General features: G+C 47.0%; 15 protein-coding genes. 14 read left to right on the top strand and 1 reads right to left on the bottom strand.

Annotation, left to right across the window (positions count from 1 at the left end; genetic code table 11):
• Positions 1 to 123: 123 nt before the first annotated feature.
• The 9 genes from ACGHCT_RS05180 (at position 124) to ACGHCT_RS05220 (ending at position 12457) form a co-directional block, all read left to right on the top strand.
• The gene (locus tag ACGHCT_RS05180) at positions 124 to 1416 is read left to right on the top strand and encodes a TrkH family potassium uptake protein (protein ID WP_072852624.1); all 1293 of its coding nucleotides are present in this window, start codon (positions 124 to 126) and stop codon (positions 1414 to 1416) included.
• A 13-nt stretch (positions 1417 to 1429) separates the two neighbouring features.
• On the top strand, positions 1430 to 2095 hold the full coding sequence (locus ACGHCT_RS05185) for a TrkA family potassium uptake protein (RefSeq protein ID WP_072852626.1): 666 nt from the start codon (positions 1430 to 1432) through the stop codon (positions 2093 to 2095).
• A 90-nt stretch (positions 2096 to 2185) separates the two neighbouring features.
• Positions 2186 to 2920: an ABC transporter ATP-binding protein gene (locus tag ACGHCT_RS05190; protein WP_072852628.1), complete on the top strand. Its 735-nt coding sequence runs from the start codon at positions 2186 to 2188 to the stop codon at positions 2918 to 2920.
• Complete coding sequence (locus ACGHCT_RS05195) at positions 2921 to 3838, top strand: SufD family Fe-S cluster assembly protein (protein WP_072852630.1); 918 nt, start codon at positions 2921 to 2923, stop codon at positions 3836 to 3838.
• A gap of 113 nt (positions 3839 to 3951) precedes the next feature.
• Complete coding sequence (locus tag ACGHCT_RS05200) at positions 3952 to 4953, top strand: NYN domain-containing protein (protein WP_341443431.1); 1002 nt, start codon at positions 3952 to 3954, stop codon at positions 4951 to 4953.
• A 14-nt stretch (positions 4954 to 4967) separates the two neighbouring features.
• Positions 4968 to 9401 (top strand): diguanylate cyclase, encoded by a 4434-nt coding sequence (locus ACGHCT_RS05205; protein ID WP_390438744.1) that lies wholly within the window; start codon positions 4968 to 4970, stop codon positions 9399 to 9401.
• Positions 9402 to 9427: 26 nt separating this feature from the next.
• Positions 9428 to 9850: an amino acid-binding protein gene (locus ACGHCT_RS05210; protein WP_072852634.1), complete on the top strand. Its 423-nt coding sequence runs from the start codon at positions 9428 to 9430 to the stop codon at positions 9848 to 9850.
• A 13-nt stretch (positions 9851 to 9863) separates the two neighbouring features.
• The gene (locus tag ACGHCT_RS05215) at positions 9864 to 10760 is read left to right on the top strand and encodes a DegV family protein (RefSeq protein WP_072852636.1); all 897 of its coding nucleotides are present in this window, start codon (positions 9864 to 9866) and stop codon (positions 10758 to 10760) included.
• A 23-nt stretch (positions 10761 to 10783) separates the two neighbouring features.
• Positions 10784 to 12457: a bifunctional diguanylate cyclase/phosphodiesterase gene (locus ACGHCT_RS05220; RefSeq protein ID WP_072852638.1), complete on the top strand. Its 1674-nt coding sequence runs from the start codon at positions 10784 to 10786 to the stop codon at positions 12455 to 12457.
• 57 nt (positions 12458 to 12514) lie between these two features.
• On the opposite strand, the gene ACGHCT_RS05225 is transcribed toward ACGHCT_RS05220, so the two are convergent.
• A complete protein-coding gene (locus ACGHCT_RS05225; protein WP_072852640.1) occupies positions 12515 to 12934 on the bottom strand; it encodes a transporter in 420 nt (139 codons plus the stop codon).
• 264 nt (positions 12935 to 13198) lie between these two features.
• On the opposite strand from ACGHCT_RS05225, the gene ACGHCT_RS05230 reads away from it, so the two are divergent.
• From ACGHCT_RS05230 to ACGHCT_RS05250, 5 genes are all read left to right on the top strand, one after another.
• Positions 13199 to 14509: a phenylacetate--CoA ligase family protein gene (locus ACGHCT_RS05230; RefSeq protein WP_390438749.1), complete on the top strand. Its 1311-nt coding sequence runs from the start codon at positions 13199 to 13201 to the stop codon at positions 14507 to 14509.
• A 20-nt stretch (positions 14510 to 14529) separates the two neighbouring features.
• On the top strand, positions 14530 to 16251 hold the full coding sequence (gene iorA, locus ACGHCT_RS05235; RefSeq protein ID WP_390440130.1) for an indolepyruvate ferredoxin oxidoreductase subunit alpha: 1722 nt from the start codon (positions 14530 to 14532) through the stop codon (positions 16249 to 16251).
• A 1-nt stretch (position 16252) separates the two neighbouring features.
• Positions 16253 to 16825: an indolepyruvate oxidoreductase subunit beta gene (locus ACGHCT_RS05240; protein WP_390438751.1), complete on the top strand. Its 573-nt coding sequence runs from the start codon at positions 16253 to 16255 to the stop codon at positions 16823 to 16825.
• Between the two features lie 31 nt (positions 16826 to 16856).
• On the top strand, positions 16857 to 17288 hold the full coding sequence (locus ACGHCT_RS05245) for an ACT domain-containing protein (protein ID WP_084067942.1): 432 nt from the start codon (positions 16857 to 16859) through the stop codon (positions 17286 to 17288).
• Positions 17289 to 17416: 128 nt separating this feature from the next.
• Positions 17417 to 18970, top strand: a complete 1554-nt coding sequence (locus tag ACGHCT_RS05250) for a sodium/proline symporter (protein WP_072852650.1) — start codon at positions 17417 to 17419, stop codon at positions 18968 to 18970.
• Positions 18971 to 19062 lie beyond the last annotated feature (92 nt).

The following is a 19062-nucleotide window of genomic DNA, read 5'->3' on the forward strand; positions in this document are numbered from 1 at the left end:
CGGCTAGAATCATCTATGAGATGATTCCCAATACGCTGCAGGAACATAGTATATAAGGAAAAAAAGCGTAATTGGCGTACCAGACGGGCGTGATTACGCTTTTTACTTTCCGGGGGAGGATGTATGGAATTATTAAAGCGGCAGTCGCCGGGACGTTTGATTGTGTTGGGATTCGCCGGTGTGATACTGCTGGGCACGTTTTTGCTAATGATGCCGGTTTCTGTGAGGGAGGGGCAGCAGGTGAGCTTTATTAATGCTCTCTTTACCTCCACAAGTGCAGTATGTGTTACCGGCCTGATCGCCATTGATACTGCGGATCACTTTACTGTATTCGGAAGGACAATCGTGGCTCTTTTAATCCAGATCGGTGGTCTGGGTGTCACTTCCGTAGGGGTAGGGCTGATTTTATTGACAGGCAAACGAGTTGGAATGAAGGGAAGGCTGATGGTAAAAGAAGCCATGAATGTGGGAAGCCTGAAAGGAATGGTACGGCTGGTAAAAGCAGTACTGCTTATGACCCTCTGCTTTGAGGCTGCGGGGGCCGCACTCAGCTTTCTGGTATTTGTACAGGACTATCCTCCGGTACAGGCGCTGGGAATCAGTGTGTTTCACGCGGTAGCTGCCTTTAACAATTCCGGCTTTGATATTTTGGGAGGGCTGAGGAATCTGATTCCTTACCAAAATGATATCCTTTTGAATCTAACCACCAGCGGCCTTATTATTTTCGGTGGTCTGGGATTTCTTGTAATTCTGGACATAGGCAGAAAGCGATCCTTTAAAAAGCTGTGTCTGCACTCAAAAGTAGTGATTACCATGAGTGTAATTCTGCTGACAGCAGGTACACTGCTTTTAAAAGCAACGGAAGATATCAGCTGGCTGGGAGCGTTTTTCCAGAGTGTATCGGCCCGTACGGCAGGATTTTCTTCATATCCCATAGGAGAATTTACGAATGCAGGACTTTTTGTGCTGATTATTCTAATGTTTATCGGCGCGTCTCCCGGTTCCACCGGAGGAGGAATAAAGACCAGCACTTTTTTTGCCCTGGTGCAGGCCACAAAAAGCGCAGCTACCAATCAGCACTGTTCTGCCTTTCACAGGAAGCTGCCGTATGAAGTATTGTCAAAGGCATTTATTATTACCTTTCTGTCAATGCTTGTGGTGTGTACGGGAACCTTTTTCTTGTGTATACTGGAACCGGAATATACCTTTGTTCAGATCCTTTTTGAGATCACCTCCGCATTTGGAACGGTTGGGCTTTCCACAGGAATCACACCTGAGCTGGGAGATGCGGGGAAGTATATTGTAATATTAACGATGTTTATCGGCAGGCTGGGTCCCCTGACGATTGCTTCGATCTGGAGCTTCCGGCCTGCGGCGGCGGCCAGATACAGTGAAGAGAGTATAACCATTGGTTAAGGAGGAGAGGGTTATGAGAAAAATTAAGACAGACGTTTCCTATGGGATTATAGGCCTTGGGAGATTCGGCCAGGCTCTGGCAGTCACTTTGGCGGACGCAGGAAAAGAAGTGGTAGCTGTGGACAACAATGAAAGTAAAGTAAAAGAAATCCGCCAGTATACAGAACATGCCTATGTGGCAGATGAGCTTACAAAGGAAGTGCTGGAGGAAATAGGGATTCAGAACTGTGATACGGTGGTTGTATGCATCGGAGAGAAAATAGATACCAGTATCCTTACTACTTTAAATGTGGTAAACCTGGGGGTCCCCAATGTAATTGCCAAAGCAATCAGCCGGGATCAGGGTATGGTATTGGAAAAGATAGGCGCAGAGGTGGTGTATCCGGAGAGGGATATGGCACTGCGGCTCGGGAAACGTCTGCTGACGGGCTGCCTGCTGGATTATCTGCCCCTGGAGAACGGGGTGGAGATTACAGAAATTAAGGCTACAGACAAGATTGTAGGCAAAAGTGTGGCGGAAGTGGAGCTGAGAAAACGTTACGGACTGAATATTATAGCCATCGAGCATGAAAACAGGACAGAGACGGAGATAGGCCCCGATTACAGATTCCAAAAAAATGATATTATTGTGGTAATTGGGAAAGATGAAAATGTGGAGAAGTTCGAAGCCTATCTTTGAAATTTCCAAAGTTCTTGCAGACAGACGCACGGGAAAGAGGTATAATGGTATTTGACTGATCCAAAAAAGAATTACAAAGGAGGAAGGAAGATGCTGGAATTAAAGAATATTTCCTTCGACGTGTCAGAGGATGCAGAACAAAAAGGAATATTGCACAATATAAATCTGAAGCTGAAGGATAACCAGTTCATCGCCGTCACAGGACCAAACGGGGGCGGAAAGTCAACCCTTGCAAAAATCATTGCCGGGATTCAGGCGCCTACAGAAGGGCAGATTCTCTGGAACGGAGAAGACATTACGGATAAAAGCATTACGGAGAGAGCCCGTCTGGGAATCAGCTATGCGTTTCAGCAGCCGGTGCGCTTCAAAGGGGTTACAGTTTTTGACCTCCTGCAGCTGGCCAGCGGAGAGAATATAACGGTTACAAAAGCCTGTGAATACCTTTCAGAGGTAGGGCTGTGTGCAAAAGATTATATTAAAAGGGAAGTTAATGCCAGCCTTTCCGGAGGAGAGCTTAAGCGTATAGAGATTGCCTCTATTCTTGCGAGATCCACTAAGATCTCTATTTTTGATGAGCCGGAAGCCGGTATTGACCTGTGGAGCTTTCAGAATCTGATTCAGGTATTTGAGAAGATGCATGAAAAGATACACGGAACGATCCTGGTAATTTCCCATCAGGAGAGGATCCTGAATATTGCCGATGAAATCGTAGTAATCTCAGAGGGCAGGATCAAAGGACAGGGCAGCAGGGATGAGATTCTCCCGGATCTTCTCAGCGGAGAGGATTCCTACGGAGCCTCCTGCTATAAGATGGAGGTGAAATAAATGGACGCTATACAAAAGCATCTGCTGGAAGAAGTGGCAGATCTACATGCGGTTCCCACAGGGGCCTATAATATCCGGGCCAACGGCAAAAGTGTAGAGCGGAATACCACGAGTACCATTGATATTGTCTCTAAGGAGGATGGCACAGGAATCGATATTATCATAAAACCCGGAACAAAGAGGCAGAGTGTTCATATTCCGGTAGTCCTCAGCCAGGCGGGCCTTACCGAGGTGGTATACAATGATTTTTATATCGGTGAAGATGCGGATGTCACCATTATCGCAGGCTGCGGGATCCACAATGGAGGTGCCGAGAGCAGCAGACACGACGGGATCCACCGGTTTTTTATAGGAAAGAATGCAAAAGTTAAATACGTGGAAAAGCACTATGGAAGCGGGGACGGTACCGGAAAGAGAATTATGAATCCTCAGACTATCGTAGAGATGGAAGAGGACAGCTATATGGAAATGGATACGGTTCAGATTAAAGGTGTGGATTCTACCAAGAGGGAGACGCGGGCAGTTCTTGGGGACGGCGCGAAGCTGGTGGTAATGGAACGGCTGATGACTCATGGGAGTCAGACGGCTACCAGTGAATTTGCCGTAGATCTCAACGGAGACGGGGCAAGGGCAAACGTAACCTCAAGATCTGTGGCAAAGGAGGAATCTACGCAGCTGTTTATCTCCAAGATAAATGGGAATGCCAAGTGCAGCGGACATACAGAGTGTGATGCTATTATCATGGATCACGCCAAAATCAGCGCAGTTCCGGAAATCACTGCGAACCATCCGGATGCGGAACTGATTCATGAAGCAGCCATCGGAAAGATCGCTGGAGAGCAGATTATAAAGCTTATGACGCTGGGACTGGCAGAACAGGAAGCCGAAGAGCAGATTGTGAATGGATTTTTAAAGTAAACATGCAGGGTCCGGCCGCAGACGCGGTCCGGGCCCAAGCCTTTTTGGAGGGGAAGCGGGAAGGGAAAGCTAAACTTCTTGACACAATCTTTCCAATAAGGGAAAATAGAAGTATGTATGATAGGAAAGAAGAGGGCATAAGCGTTATGGCTGACAAAACATTTGCGGTATTAATTGATTCGGATAATATTTCATCCAAATACATCTCCGGGATTCTGGATGAGATGACAAAGTACGGTGTGATAACTTACAAAAGAATATACGGGGATTGGACCAGCACCCAGACGACAAAGTGGAAGCAGGCCCTTCTGGAGAATTCCATTATGCCCATTCAGCAGTTCAGCAATACTGTAGGCAAAAATGCTACGGATTCGGCATTAATCATTGATGCTATGGATATCTTATATACCAATAATGTGGACGGATTCTGCATTGTATCAAGTGACAGTGATTTTACCAGGCTGGCAAGCCGGCTCAGAGAGTCTGGCAAAGAGGTGATCGGTATGGGAGAGGAAAAAACGCCCAGATCTTTCCGGGCCGCCTGTACGGTATTCACCAACCTGGAGATTCTGCTGGATCAGGATGAAGAGGAAGACGAAAAGGGTGCGGAGCCGGACGAAGAGGCTGCCGGAATCCCGAAGAAGAAAAGGGAGATTATCAGCAAGGGGAATATTGAGGATGATATTCTTTCTATTATCAGTGAGAATGATGATAAAGGAAAAGATACCGGTCTGGGTGAGATTGGCAGCCGTTTGGTGAAGAAATACTCAGATTTTGATGTCCGCAATTACGGATACAGTTCCCTGTCAAAATTTCTGGAAGAGATGGACGGGTTTGAACTCAAGAAAATAAATAATGCCATAACAGTGAAGATGAAAGACAATAAGACAAAAAAGCAGAAGCTGGCTTCCTATGCCATTGAGCTGGTAGAGAAGAACGGGGAGGAGGGTATGGAGCTTGCTGCGCTTGGAAACCGGATGCATAAGAAATTTGATAAATTTAAGGTTAAGGATTATGGATATGCAACGTTTGCAAAGTTTGTCCAGAGTATTCCCCAACTGGAGGTAACGGAAAACAAACTGAAAAGCAAGGTTGTGTTTCTCAAGAAAAAGTAACATAGGGGGGCAAAATGAACATGAAGCAAACATCAGATCAGACCTTTTTTGCATGTGTCGGAGGGGTGCTTACCTGCGGCTGCGATGCGGAAGGAACCATATTGTGGGCGGATCCGGGCTTTTACAATATGCTGAATTATACAGAATCGGAATTTGCAGAAAAGTTTCAGAATAAGATTGCCCCTGTAATTATTTCTGAGGAGTCAGAGAACGGATGGAAGAAATTTTGCGGTAAACTCAGTGATAAAAAGGTGCTGTTGGCAGAATACCGGCTGCAATGCAAAAGCGGGGATATAAAGTGGGTTGTCTTCAGCTCCAGACTGATGGAAGAGGAGGGGAAGGAACCTTATTCCCTAATTTTTTACCACGATATTTCCGTCCGCAAGAAGAGGCAGATATCCGTTCAGGAACAGATTTTAAAGGATCCCCTTACAGGTCTGTATAATAAAAAAGCTGCAGAGTCAATGATTCAGGAGTATCTTGAGAGCAGCAGTGAGGCGGCGGCTCTCTTTGTGATTGATATCGACAATTTTAAAGGGATCAATGATAATTTTGGCCATATCTACGGAGACTCTGTACTCACGGAGATGTCCCGTCATCTCAAAAGCATTACCAGAAGCACGGATATTGTGGGGAGAGTGGGCGGCGATGAATTTATCGCCTTTTTTACAGATATAAAAGGGAAAGAGGGGATCATCCGCAAGGCAAAAGACATAGGCAAGATGTTTTACCGTTCTTTTGAGGACTCAGATATTCATTATGAGATATCCGGAAGTATAGGAATCAGCTTCTTTCCCGACGACGGCACCACTTATCTGGAACTCTTTGAGAAAGCAGATGTGGCTGCCTATTTTTCTAAGGATAATGGGAAGAATCAATATACCGTTTACCAGGAGAATATGGAGCACAGAAGTCTGCAGACCGCAGACAGCGGGCAGGAAGAACAGGACAACCAGCTGGCTCTGTACCGGAAGGCGTCCAGGGGAGGAACCTTTCAGGTCCGCATGGACGAAAACTACACACTGTTTTATGGCAATGATATATATTATCAAATCATGGGCTATACGAAGCAGGAAATGAAGGAAAGGCTTGGGAATCAGTGCAGGAGGAATATTTATCCGGGAGATGTAAACCGGGTGGAGGATTTAATAAGAAGGGCTTCCTACAGCGGGCAGCATGTTCTGGAGTGGGAAATGCGGATTGTTACCGGACAGGGAGAGATCCGCTGGATATGGGTAAACGGGGCTTTGGAGTATCGCTCCACCGGTTGTGTAATGAGCGGTTTTATTCTGGATACCACAGAAAGGCATGACCTTTTGTCTCAGATTTCCAGAAGTGAGGAGAGATACCGGATAGCACTGCAGCAGACCCACATGAATGTGTGGGAATATGATATCCCTAACCGGAGGCTGATACTTACAGAGAGTGCCAGAGAGCACCATGGCTTTGGAGAGATTATTGAAAATGTGCCGGAGTATCTCATTGAGTCAGGACATATACATCCGGACAGTGTGAAGGAAGTGCGGGAGATGTACCGCAAGATCCGGGAAGGAGAGCCCAAGGCCGAGGCGGAGATCCGCACAAGGAATCCCGGAGGGAACGGATGGTGGTGGGAGAAAGTAGTTTATACCTCCATCTTCGACGAAGATGGTCTTCCCCAGTGCGCCATTGCCGTAGGCGAGGACATTACTGGAAAAAAGGAAGCGGAGATTAACTATCAGAAAGAGCTTCAGATGAGATTCGCCATGTCTGAGGGGATTCTGGCCAGCAGCCGGGCGAATCTCACCAAAAACTGTGTGGAATATCTGCAGTCAGAGATTCTGGATATAGAAGGAAATGAGGGAGCCGTAAATTATGACGATCTGGTAAAACAGGGGTTGGCGAGAATTGTAAATTCCGAGGACCGGGTGCGCTATCTCAGGATTATGTCCTCAGATGCTTTAATATCCGCTTATGTGAAAGGACAGTCTCAGGTATCTCTGGAGTACCGCTGGCTGGATTTGGACGAAAAGCTGATCTGGATCTGTACCTCGGTGAGCCTGGTAAAAGATGCGGTTACGCAGGATTTGTATGCCTATGGTAAGATGCGTGATATAGATTACCAGAAAAAACTAGAGCTGGGACTGAAGCAGCGGGCGGAGAAAGACAATCTCACCGGGGCATATCATAAGGAAACAGCGTTCAGTATTATGAATGCGGCGATCCGCAATGCCAGAAGCCTGGGGCATGATTTTGCTGTAATACTTTTTTCTGTGGACAACTTCAGAAGAATTGACAGGTGCTGCGGATACGGGGAGGGAGGCAATGTTTTAAAAGAACTCAGCAGTCTTTTGGATATGAAGTTCGGCAGCCGGTATCTGGCAGGCCGGTACAGTGAAGATGAGCTGCTGCTGCTGGTTCCGGGACCTAAGCAGCAGAGGGATCTGCCTTATAAGACAGAAGATGTCCGGCAGTCGGTAAGAATGTCATATGTATTTTCTGAACTGGAGGTGCCGGTAACCGTATCTGCGGGAATCGCAGTCTCCGGAGACGGCATAAAAAATATCCAGGAGGGATGCGGCAAGGCAAAAGAAGCGTTAGATGCTGCAAAGGAAAGAGGCGGGGACTGCTGCGTCATGTACTCCCAGGTAATGGCTGCGGAGAAGAATCTGGTGATTCAGGAACTCAAAGACACAGGAAGAGAGAACGCGGAGGAAGCCGGGCCGGAGAAAGAGGAGGATGTACTGCTTAAGTGTGTCTATTCCCTTACCTCATCTATGGACTTTGAACAGGTGCTTGAGGAGATTCTGCGGGAGCTGGGAACGTATTTTAGGGCAGAACACACGTATATACTCATCCTGGGTGATGATATGGAACGGACAGAGTATCTGAAAGAATGGAGAAGGGACGGGATACCTACCAAATCCTCCATTCCTTTCGAACTTTTGCAGCAGATTAAGAATCAAATGGCTGTGACAGATATCGGTGAGATTGCGGGGATATATCCTGAAGAGGCAGAGATACTGAGGGAACAGGGGATCTCCAGCTTCCAGGTGGTTTCTATGGATAAAGTCCACAATGGGATTGCGGGGTATATTGGCGTGGAGAATGGGGCCAGACATATGGAACGTACGACTGTACTTCACTCTGTTCGACATTTTGTGGGTTATGAAATCATGAGGAGGAGACTTCATGAAAAGCAGGAATATCTCAGCTATCATGACGCGCTCACCGGACTGGAGAACCGAAACAGCTATCTGGCTTACCGGGACGGTCTTTCCGAGGATACGCTGATTTCCCTTGGGGTAGTATCTGCCGATATTAACGGTCTGAAGCAGCTGAATACGCAGTATGGCCATGACTACGGGGATTATATGGTAAAGTTCACCGGAAGGGTAATGCGTGAAAAGTTTAAGGGCGGAAGGATTTTCCGTTTTGCCGGAGATGAGTTTCTTGCCGTATTTGAAAACTTGTCACAGAAAGCATTCTTGGACTGCGTGGAAGATATGAGAGCAGCCATGGAGGCATCCTATCCCTCCAGCATATCTCTGGGGGCGGTTTGGACCGATACAGAGATGAACCTGGAACACGCCATAACCAGGGCAGATGAGAGGATGCTCCTTGCAAAACAGGAATATTACAGAAGCTCACAGAATATTGCGAAGCATTATGACCCGGCAATGCTGAAAAAGCTTCTGAAGGATATACAGGACGGACGTTTCCGCATGTTCCTTCAGCCTAAGGCCGAAATCTCCACGTGCAGGATCGTGGGGGCGGAGGCACTGGTTCGGTATGCGGATTCCGATGGGAAAATCGTGGGGCCTGCACAGTTTATTCCCCAGCTTGAGCAGGCAGGAAATGTCCGGCATGTGGACATGTATATCTTCGAGGAAGTATGCAGAGCCCTGAAAAGTTGGAAAGACAAGGGATATGCATGTATCCCCGTATCCCTGAATTTTTCCCGTACCACTCTTTTGGAGGAGGGACTGATCGATAAAATTGAAGAAATTTACCAGAGGTATCAGGTGGATCGAAATCTCATTGAGATTGAGGTGACAGAGAGCGCGAGCGTAGGAGAACGGGAAACCATAGTGGCAATCAGCGGAAAACTGGCCTCCCTGGGCTATCGAATTGCTTTGGATGATTTTGGGGCCAAATACAGTAATATGTCCATTCTCTCAGCTATGGAACTGGAGGTCCTGAAGCTGGATCGGAGTTTGGTTTCCGATTTATTCTCTAATGAGAAGACCCGTGTTGTAGTGAAGAATTTCCTCCAGACCTGCAGACAGCTGGGGATCCAAAGTGTGGCCGAGGGGGTGGAAAGCAGAGAACAGCTTGAGGTTCTTGAGGTACTTGGCTGTGACTATGCCCAGGGTTACTACTTTAATAAACCCATTCCTCTGGAAAAATTTGAAGAGGTTTATCTGAAAAATTCATCCTGCGGGGAGTACCTTAAGATTCATTCATAAAAATATAACAAAGGAGAATACTAAAAATGATTAGACAACTTTCCGTTTTTATTGAAAATGTACCTGGGAGCCTTATGCAGGTTACGAAATGCCTGAAGGATGCAGGGATAAATCTGATGGCCATATCATCCTTTGACAGCCCGGAATTCGGGATCCTGAGGATGATTGTGGATCAGCCGGAAGAGGCTGAGAGTATCTTAAAAAAGAATCACTTTATGGTCCGGGTTGGGACTGTCCTGGGAGTCTCCGTAGCAGACGAGCCGGGGGCTCTGAATAAGATGCTGGAGATTATGGCGCAGGGAAATATAAGTGTCAACTACATCTATTCCTTTATCAGTGAGATTGACCGCTCACCCATCATGATTTTCCACACCGAGTATACGGAGGAGGCAAGACAGCTCCTGAAGAGAAACGGAATGCATGTAGTGGACAATCTGAAAGAACTGTAAGGAGACAGCAGCTATGGATTATCAGATAATAACCGACGGCTCCTGCGATCTGGGAGAGGAACTGGCACAGAAATGTGGGATTCAAGTCGTACCTTTTTATGTGTCATTTGATGACGTGACGTATGAAAAAGAGATAGAAGAATTGGATGTGCGCCAGTTTTACAGAAGAATGGTAGATCATCCGGGAAGCTATCCCAAATCCTCTATGCCTAACGTTCAGGATTATCTGGAGGCCTTTGAGCCCTTTGCCTGTGCAGGGGTTCCTGTTATCTGTATTTGTATTACTACTAAGTTCAGCGGATCTTACGCTTCTGCGTCTGCCGCCGGCGGAATTCTTCTGGAAAAGTATCCGCATGCCAGGATTAAGGTGATTGACAGTGGGGTTAATACGGTGCTGCAGGGAATGCTTGTATTGGAGGCGGTTAAGATGCAGAGGGCAGGATACCTGTTTCAGGAAGCCGCAGATAAAATAGAAGAGATAAAAGGAAGCGGCAGAATCTTTTTTACCATTGGCAGCATGGAATACCTGGTACATGGAGGACGTGTGGGGAAACTAATGGGCCTGGCAGGCACAACCCTGGGGATTAAGCCGTTAATCACCCTTAAGGAGGGTGAGATTTTTCCTTCCGGTATAACGAGAAGCCGAAGGAAGTCCAGAAAGAAGGTACTGGACCTGGTGGAATCACATTTTCGGGATACCGGCGAGAATCCGGAAGACTATCTGATGGTGATAGGGTACGGGTATGACTATGAGGAAGCTGTGGAATTCCGGGAGGAGATGCTGGAATCAATATCCCATTACACCTCCCTGAAGGATGTAGACATCTATCAGATTGGCGCAACGATTGGAGTTCATACCGGACCGTATCCTCTGGGGATAGGGATCCTGAAAAAGGCTGTAAAAGAGTAAGAACTGGGAAAAGGAGCATGGGGATGGATAATTGGGAGAAAGACACAGATGAGTTCGTTTATGATAAGGAACATCTTTATGATGCCCTGGTACGCAGCACGGATGACTATATTTATATAGGAAACATGAAAACCGGAACCTTTCGATATGCCCCCGGAATGGTGAAGGACTTTGCTCTGCCCGGAGAAATCGTTCCCAATGCGGCTGCCGTCTGGGGTGGGCTGGTGCACCCCCATGACCGGGAGGCCTTTCTCGAGGCGAATCAGGAGGTGGCGGACGGAAGAACACAGAATCATCATGTAGAGTATCGGGCAAAGAACCGGAAAGGGGAATGGGTCTGGCTCAGATGCCGGGGGTATATGCTAAAGGATGAATCCGGAGCTCCGGATCTGTTTGCCGGGATTGTAACCAATCTGGGCAAAAAGAACAGAATTGACCATATTACAGGAATTTATAACAAGTTTCTGTTTGAGGAAGAAATTAAATCCAGAATCGGGACTCGGCCGAAAGATGCTTTTGGGGTGATGGTGCTGGGAATGGATGATTTCAGGCATATTAATGATCTGTATGACAGAAATTTCGGAGACGAAGTAATCCGCATAACCGCGCAGAAGATCGCCACGATTCTCCCGTCTAATACAGGATTATACCGTATGGACGGAGATGAATTTGCAATTTTGGTATCGAATATTCAGCCGGGTGATTTTGATAAAATATTTCTCAGCATTCAGGAAGCCTTTCAAAGGCAGCAGCAGTACAATGACAAAAAATATTACTGCACTCTCTCCGGCGGGTGTGCTGCATACCCGGCGGACGGAAATAATTATCAGGATCTTATAAAATATTGCGGTTATGCCCTGGAGTATGCCAAGGATCACGGAAAAAACCGTATGTACTGTTTTTCCGAGGCGATTTTAAGCCATAAGGAGCGGGATCTGCTTTTGGTTGAATTTTTGAGAGAGAGCATTGAACAGGAATATAAGGGGTTTCAGCTGTATTACCAGCCTCAGGTGGAAGCCGCCACCGGGAGGGTAATTGGCGCGGAAGCTCTGGCCCGATGGGAATGCAGGGAGTTCGGCAGTATCTCTCCCATGGAATTTATTCCCTTGCTGGAGAAAAGCGGTCTGATTATTCAGGCTGGAAAATGGATATTTAAAACTGCTGTAGAGCAGTGTAAGAGATGGACCAGAAGAAACCGTTCGTTTACGGTAAGTATTAATCTTTCCTATCTGCAGATTCTGGAGCCGGATTTCCTTGATTTTGTGAAGACTACCGTAGAGGAGGCCTGCCTTCCGGCGACTAACATTGTAGTAGAGCTGACAGAGACACTGCTGGTAAAGGAAAATGAAAAGATTACCCGGATATTCGAGAAAATTCAGAGTATGGGATTCTCTGTAGCTATGGATGACTTCGGCACCGGGTATTCTTCTTTGGGAGTACTGAAAAATACGCCGGTTAACATTGTAAAGATAGATAAGACCTTTGTGGATGGTGTGGAGAAAAACTCCTTTGATGCTACCTTTATACGGTTCATTGTGGCGCTCTGCCACGATGTGGGGAAAGAAGTATGCCTGGAGGGCGTGGAGACTGCGGCAGAGTATGAGATTGTGAAGGGCAGCGGTCTTGAGATGATTCAGGGATATTATTTTGGTCATCCTGTGAACCGGGAGGAATTCGAGGAACGGTATTTGAACTGATCTGAGGCAAAAAACGGGGACGTGCCGTACAGGCCCGTCCCCGCTGTATGGAACTCTTTAATTTTCAAAGGTATCAGAAGTATTGGATGCCCCCGGCTTCAAAAAGAGATACTTGCGGACAGCAAACAAGATTGCAATGGCAAGAATTCCAATTAAGGTTTCCCAGGTGGCAAGATGCTCTACCACCATCTGTCTGGCAGTTGCAAACATGAGAACTTCAATCAGCGTCTCAGGTGTATGCTTGCAGAGCATTTTCACAAATTCTACTCCCACAACCAGACTCAGTGCTCTTGCCAGAAACTGGGTGAAGTATTCTGAAGTCATATGCAGAAGGGGCATGCTGGTCAGATCATATACAAGGGCGATGACCAATGCGGCAATTACGGCCAGAATAATAATGGAAATAACAAGTTCCGTATAGCGGGATGCATGAAAGACAAGCTCGTTGATTCGTTTCCTTAAGGGCTTTTTTTCCATGAAACCTCCTTCATCGTTATTTTATCCCCCGGCGGCCGGGAGAAAGACTGGTTTCATTATAGGGGATATAACCCGGAATTACAAGGGAAGTTTTTGGGTTTTTCTGCTTTAAAGCGCTAAAAAAACTAGTGCAATATTCTGTAGATTTGTGCTATAATAATGTTTAGCGCAGTAAAGCAGTATAATCTAGAATGGAAAAGAATCAGATGGCTGTTTTGCAGCACCACTGGAGAGACAAAAAGGAATGGTCAGATAGGAGAAATTATGATTTGGGCAAAAGAAGAAACATTATCAAGAGCTGATATCGAGACGATACAGCTGGAGAGGCTGCAGGAGACGGTCCGCCGCGTGTACGGAAAGGTTCCTGCATACCGAAAGAAGATGGAGGCGGCAGGGATTGTGCCGGAGGATATCCGTTCTCTGGAAGATCTGCAGAGACTGCCGTTTACTACAAAACAGGATATGCGGGATAATTATCCCTTTGGTCTTTTTGCAGTACCTCAAAAGGAACTCTGCAGGATTCATGCTTCCAGCGGCACTACGGGGAAGCCTACCGTTGTGGGATATACCAGGAGAGACCTGGATATTTGGTCCGAATGTGTGGCCAGGATCGCTTGCATGGGAGGCGCCTCCAGCGGGGATATTGCACAGATTTGTTTTGGATACGGCATGTTTACAGGCGCCCTGGGCCTGCATTACGGACTGGAGAAGGTAGGCGCTGCCATTGTTCCCTCCTCCACGGGCAATACGAAAAAACAAATTATGTTTATGAAAGACTTTGCGTCTACTCTTTTGGTTGCAACCCCTTCTTACGCGCTTCGGATTGCGGAAGTAGCAGAGGAAATAGGGGTTGACGTCAAAAAAGAATTAAAGATAAAGATTGGACTGGTGGGCAGTGAGCTCATGACGGAAGCTATGCGCCAGGAGATGTATAAGGCCTGGGGAGACAGCATGATGCTTACACAGAACTATGGCATGAGTGAGCTGATGGGCCCGGGAGTATCCGGAGAATGTCTGGAACTCTGCGGCATGCATGTGAATGAGGATCATTTTATTCCTGAGATCATTAATCCTAAAACCGGAGAAGTGCTTCCGCCGGGTGAGATCGGAGAGCTGGTCATTACCTGTATCACGAAAGAGGCGCTTCCGCTGATTCGTTACAGAACCAAGGATCTTACCAGATTAATGTATGAACCCTGCAAGTGCGGGAGAACAACTGTGAGAATGGAGAACCTGCTGGGGCGCACCGATGATATGCTTAAGATTCGTGGTGTAAATGTATTCCCCAGCCAGATCGAAGAGATTCTTCTGAATATAGAGGAGTGCGGCCCTCACTATGAGATTATCGTGGGCAGAAAGAACCACTCCGATACCCTGGAGATTAAAGTGGAAGTATCCGCAGATAAACTGATGGATTCTTATAAAGCGCTGGAAGGCCTGGAGAGAAAGGTAAAAGACCAGATCCGTACTGTGCTGGGCCTGGACGTAAAGGTTTCCCTGCAGTCGCCTAACTCATTGCAGCGGTTCGAGGGAAAAGCGAAAAGGGTCATTGACCTTAGAAAGGAAGGAGAATAACAGTGGCAGAAAAAAAGATAATGTTAGGAAATGAAGCCATCGCCCGCGGGGCTTATGAAGCAGGGGTGAAGGTTTCCGCTGCATATCCGGGTACCCCAAGTACGGAGATCAGCGAGAATATTGTGAAATATAAGGAGATTTACGCAGAGTGGTCACCCAATGAGAAGGTAGCTGCGGAAGTGGCAATCGGAGCGTCAATCAGCGGTGTGCGGGCTATGGTATCCATGAAGCATGTGGGGCTGAACGTGGCATCTGACCCTCTTTACACCGTATCATACATAGGAGCCAAAGGCGGTCTGGTATTTGTTGTGGCAGATGATCCGGGGATGTACAGCTCGCAGAACGAGCAGGACACCCGCCTGGTGGCAAGAGCAGCCCAGGTACCTGTACTGGAGCCGTCCGACAGCGCAGATGCCAAGGAATTTATGAAGTTTGCGTTTGAGCTTAGTGAGAAATATGACACTCCAGTGATTGTAAGGCTGACCACCCGGCTGTCCCATTCCCAGGGGCTGGTGGAGTTAGATGAGAGAGAAGAACCAGAGGATAAGCCTTATGAGAGGAATATCGGCAAGAATGTTATGATGCCGGGCAATGCCATCAAACGCCATCTGGTGGTAGAGGACAGAATGAACCGCATGGCGGAAGACAGCTGCGGGTTCTCTGTGAACAGAGCAGAATACAGGGATACATCCATCGGATTTGTAACGAGCGGAATCCCTTACCAGTATGTAAGGGAGGCTATGCCGGATGCATCTGTTCTTAAGCTGGGACTGGTAAATCCGCTGCCAAGGAAATTAATTGAAGAGTTTGCCTCTAAAGTGGATAAGGTCTATGTATTCGAAGAGCTGGAACCAGTGATTGAGGAGCAGATGAAGTCCTGGGGAATTCAGGTAATAGGAAAAGAGAGCTTCACCCGCCAGGGAGAATACAGCGCCAATCTTCTCCGCACGGCTGTGCTCGGCGAGAAGCTGGACGTGGCTGCACCGGCTCCGGTACCGCCCAGACCGCCTATTCTCTGTCCGGGATGTCCGCACAGAAGTGTATACTCAGTCATGAATAAATTAAAGATTCATGCCGCAGGGGATATCGGATGCTATACGCTGGGGGCTGTGGCTCCTCTCGGTGTAGTGGATACCACCATCTGTATGGGAGCCAGCATCAGTTCTCTCCATGGAATGGAGAAAGCAAAAGGGAAAGACTACATAAAGAACTGGGTTGCTGTAATTGGTGATTCCACATTCATGCATACAGGAATCAACTCCCTGATCAATATGGTTTACAATAAATCCACAGGAACAGTAGTGATTCTGGATAACTCTACCACAGGTATGACGGGACATCAGGATCATGCGGCTACCGGCAGGACCCTGAAAGGAGAACCTACCTATGCAGTGAATATTCCGCAGCTGTGCAAATCCATCGGTATTGAACATGTGTGTGAGATCAGTGCCTTTGATTTGAAGGGACTGGAAGAGGCTCTTAAGAGGGAAACCGCCAGAGAAGAAGTCTCTGTAATCATCACAAAGGCACCCTGCGTGCTTTTAAAAGGCAATGTATTTAAAACAAAATGCAGGCCGGTAACAGAGAAGTGCAAGAAATGCGGCCTTTGCCTGAAGCCAGGCTGTCCGGCTCTAACAAAACTGCCGGATGGAACCATTGCAATTGACGAGACCATGTGCAACGGCTGCGGTCTGTGCAGACAGCTGTGCCACAGTGATGCAATAGAGGAGGTAGAAGTGTAATATGGCAACGAAGAATATTATGATAGTAGGTGTGGGCGGTCAGGGTACACTTCTCACCAGCCGGGTGCTTGGAGGACTTGCAATTCATGCCGGATATGATGTAAAATTATCAGAGGTACATGGTATGGCACAGCGTGGAGGAAGTGTTGTAACCTATGTAAGATACGGGGAGTCTGTGGCTGAGCCTATTGTAGAAGAAGGTCAGGCAGATGTTCTGATTGCTTTTGAGCGGCTAGAAGCTCTCCGCTATATCCATTTTCTGAAAGAAGATGGAGTACTGATTGTAAACGATCAGAGAATTGACCCGATTACGGTTGTCACAGGTGCTGCAGAATATCCTGAGGGAATTCTGGAGGGGCTGAGAAAAGAACATAAGGTATACGCAGTGGATGCTATGAAAGAAGCAAAGGAAATGGGAAACTCTAAAGTGTTTAACATTATTGTTCTGGGTGTAGCCGCACAGCACATGAATTTTTCAAAGGAAGACTGGCTGACTGTCATTGAGAAAACGGTTCCTCCAAAAACTGTGGAAATCAATAAAAAGGCATTTATGAAAGGGTATGAACTGGCCTGAAAATGTAAAATACAGGAGAGGAGGCATCCGAATGATTAAACAGGTATCTGTTTTTATGGAAAACAGAAAAGGACGTCTGGAAAAAGTAACTGCTATTTTAAAAGACAACGATATCAATATCGCATCCATCAGTCTGGCGGATACCAGCGAATATGGTTTGCTGCGGCTGATTGTATCGGATCCTGATAAGGCACAGAAGGTGCTGAAGGAGAACGGATTTTCGGCCATGCTCACAGAGGTTACGGCTGTCAGAATTCCCCACAGAATCGGAAAGCTCAGCGAGCTTCTGAAGCTTTTGAGGGAGGCAGATCTGAATGTGGAATATATGTATGCTCTGAGTACAGAAAAGGACAGAGGAGCTATGATTATGAAGACTTCGGATATCCGCAAAGCGGAAGAGACACTAAAAGCAGGCTGTATGGAGGTAATGGAAGAAGACGAGGCATACGCTCTTAATATCTAGAAAGAAAAAGACCGGGTCACAGAAGTTTTCCTTGACCCGGTTCCTTTTTTATAGTATAATTTAACGAGTTAAAGCGTAACGGTTTAAAGCGTAACGGTTTAAAGCGAACAAAAAGGGAGAATAGAAAAATGACAATTAAAGTGATACTGCTGATTTTATTTTTTGGAAGTATGGTGGCTGTTGGCCTGTATTCCAGAAAACATGCTACAAATGTGAATGATTTTGTGCTGGGAGGGAGGAGTGTGGGGCCCTGGCTTACAGCCTTTGCCTACGGTACATCCTATTTCTCAGCCGTAGTTTTTGTGGGCTATGCAGGGCAGTTTGGCTGGAAATACGGAGTCTCCTCCACCTGGATAGGCCTGGGCAATGCGATTATCGGAAGTCTTCTCGCCTGGGTGGTTCTGGGGAGAAGAACAAGAGTAATGACAAAGCATCTGCAGGCAGCAACCATGCCGGATTATTTTGGAAAGAGATTTGACAGCCATACTATGAGGGTGGTGGCATCCGCCATTGTATTTGTTTTTTTGGTGCCCTATACGGCGTCTATCTATAACGGATTGTCCCGTCTGTTCGGGCTGGCTTTCGATATTCCCTATGCAGTATGTGTAATCGCAATGGCGGCTCTGACCGGAGCATATGTTATCCTGGGGGGCTATATGGCTACTGCCATTAATGACTTTATCCAGGGCATAATTATGCTCATTGGAATTGTGGCTGTGGTTCTGGCGGTTCTGAGCGGTCAGGGAGGATTTATGGAGGCAATGAGAAAGCTGTCTGAGATTCCAAGCGATGTTCCTGCAACCGCTGGCCAGATGGGGGCTTTTTCCTCCTTCTTCGGCACAGATCCTTTAAACCTTTTGGGAGTAGTCATTCTTACCTCATTGGGAACCTGGGGACTGCCTCAGATGGTACATAAATTTTATGCCATTAAAAGTGAAAAGGCCGTAACCACCGGTACGGTGATTTCTACTCTGTTTGCTGTTGTTATCTCAGGGGGCTGTTACTTTATGGGAGGCTTTGGAAGACTGTTTGATGACCCTTCTTTCCATGGGCCCGACGGAAGCATTATCTATGATGGTATTGTCCCACATATGCTCTCTACGCTTCCGGATATCCTTATGGGAATTGTGATTGTTCTGGTACTGTCAGCGTCCATGTCCACGCTGTCTTCCCTGGTGCTTACCTCTGCCTCTACCCTGACCCTGGATTTTCTGCCGAGAAAGACTTTCCGGAAAATTGGGGAAAAAAGACAGCTGCTGTTTATGCGTGTGCTGATCCTTGTATTTATCGCAGTTTCTGTTATTCTGGCACTGGATCCTCCTACCTTTATTGCACAGCTTATGGGGATCTCCTGGGGAGCTCTTGCAGGTGCTTTTCTGGCTCCGTTTTTATACGGCCTGTACTGGAAGGGAGTTACCAGGGCAGGGGTATGGGCCTCATTTATCACAGGGATCGGAATTACGGTTACGAATATGTTCTTCCACTATATTGCATCGCCCATAAATGCAGGTGCAATTGCTATGGTAGTGGGCTTTATAGTTGTTCCCGCAGTCAGCCTGGTCTCTCCAAAGATTGAGAGAGAAACTGTGGATAATATTTTCCGGTGTTACGATGTGGAGGTGGAGGCTACCACCAAAAAGGTTCTGCCGGAGGAAAAGGAAAGCTGGAAAGTCCGCACATAAGCCAAAGATAAGGCCGGGAGGTGTTTCTCCCGGCCTTATTTTTTCCCCTTGTGTTTCTCTGTTGCTCTGCTATAATGAAGATACAACATCCG

The sequence above is a fragment of the Lactonifactor longoviformis genome, from assembly GCF_042848515.1.
Classification (GTDB): Bacteria; Bacillota; Clostridia; order Lachnospirales; family Lachnospiraceae; genus Lactonifactor; species Lactonifactor longoviformis.

Bases quoted from the DNA above. Each gene is read 5' to 3' on its own strand.
- ACGHCT_RS05180 (WP_072852624.1), top strand. From the start codon at position 124: ATGGAATTATTAAAGCGGCAGTCGCCGGGACGTTTGATTGTGTTGGGA.
- ACGHCT_RS05185 (WP_072852626.1), top strand. From the start codon at position 1,430: ATGAGAAAAATTAAGACAGACGTTTCCTATGGGATTATAGGCCTTGGG.
- ACGHCT_RS05190 (WP_072852628.1), top strand. From the start codon at position 2,186: ATGCTGGAATTAAAGAATATTTCCTTCGACGTGTCAGAGGATGCAGAA.
- ACGHCT_RS05195 (WP_072852630.1), top strand. From the start codon at position 2,921: ATGGACGCTATACAAAAGCATCTGCTGGAAGAAGTGGCAGATCTACAT.
- ACGHCT_RS05200 (WP_341443431.1), top strand. From the start codon at position 3,952: ATGTATGATAGGAAAGAAGAGGGCATAAGCGTTATGGCTGACAAAACA.
- ACGHCT_RS05205 (WP_390438744.1), top strand. From the start codon at position 4,968: ATGAACATGAAGCAAACATCAGATCAGACCTTTTTTGCATGTGTCGGA.
- ACGHCT_RS05210 (WP_072852634.1), top strand. From the start codon at position 9,428: ATGATTAGACAACTTTCCGTTTTTATTGAAAATGTACCTGGGAGCCTT.
- ACGHCT_RS05215 (WP_072852636.1), top strand. From the start codon at position 9,864: ATGGATTATCAGATAATAACCGACGGCTCCTGCGATCTGGGAGAGGAA.
- ACGHCT_RS05220 (WP_072852638.1), top strand. From the start codon at position 10,784: ATGGATAATTGGGAGAAAGACACAGATGAGTTCGTTTATGATAAGGAA.
- ACGHCT_RS05225 (WP_072852640.1), bottom strand. From the start codon at position 12,934: ATGGAAAAAAAGCCCTTAAGGAAACGAATCAACGAGCTTGTCTTTCAT.
- ACGHCT_RS05230 (WP_390438749.1), top strand. From the start codon at position 13,199: ATGATTTGGGCAAAAGAAGAAACATTATCAAGAGCTGATATCGAGACG.
- iorA (WP_390440130.1), top strand. From the start codon at position 14,530: ATGTTAGGAAATGAAGCCATCGCCCGCGGGGCTTATGAAGCAGGGGTG.
- ACGHCT_RS05240 (WP_390438751.1), top strand. From the start codon at position 16,253: ATGGCAACGAAGAATATTATGATAGTAGGTGTGGGCGGTCAGGGTACA.
- ACGHCT_RS05245 (WP_084067942.1), top strand. From the start codon at position 16,857: ATGATTAAACAGGTATCTGTTTTTATGGAAAACAGAAAAGGACGTCTG.
- ACGHCT_RS05250 (WP_072852650.1), top strand. From the start codon at position 17,417: ATGACAATTAAAGTGATACTGCTGATTTTATTTTTTGGAAGTATGGTG.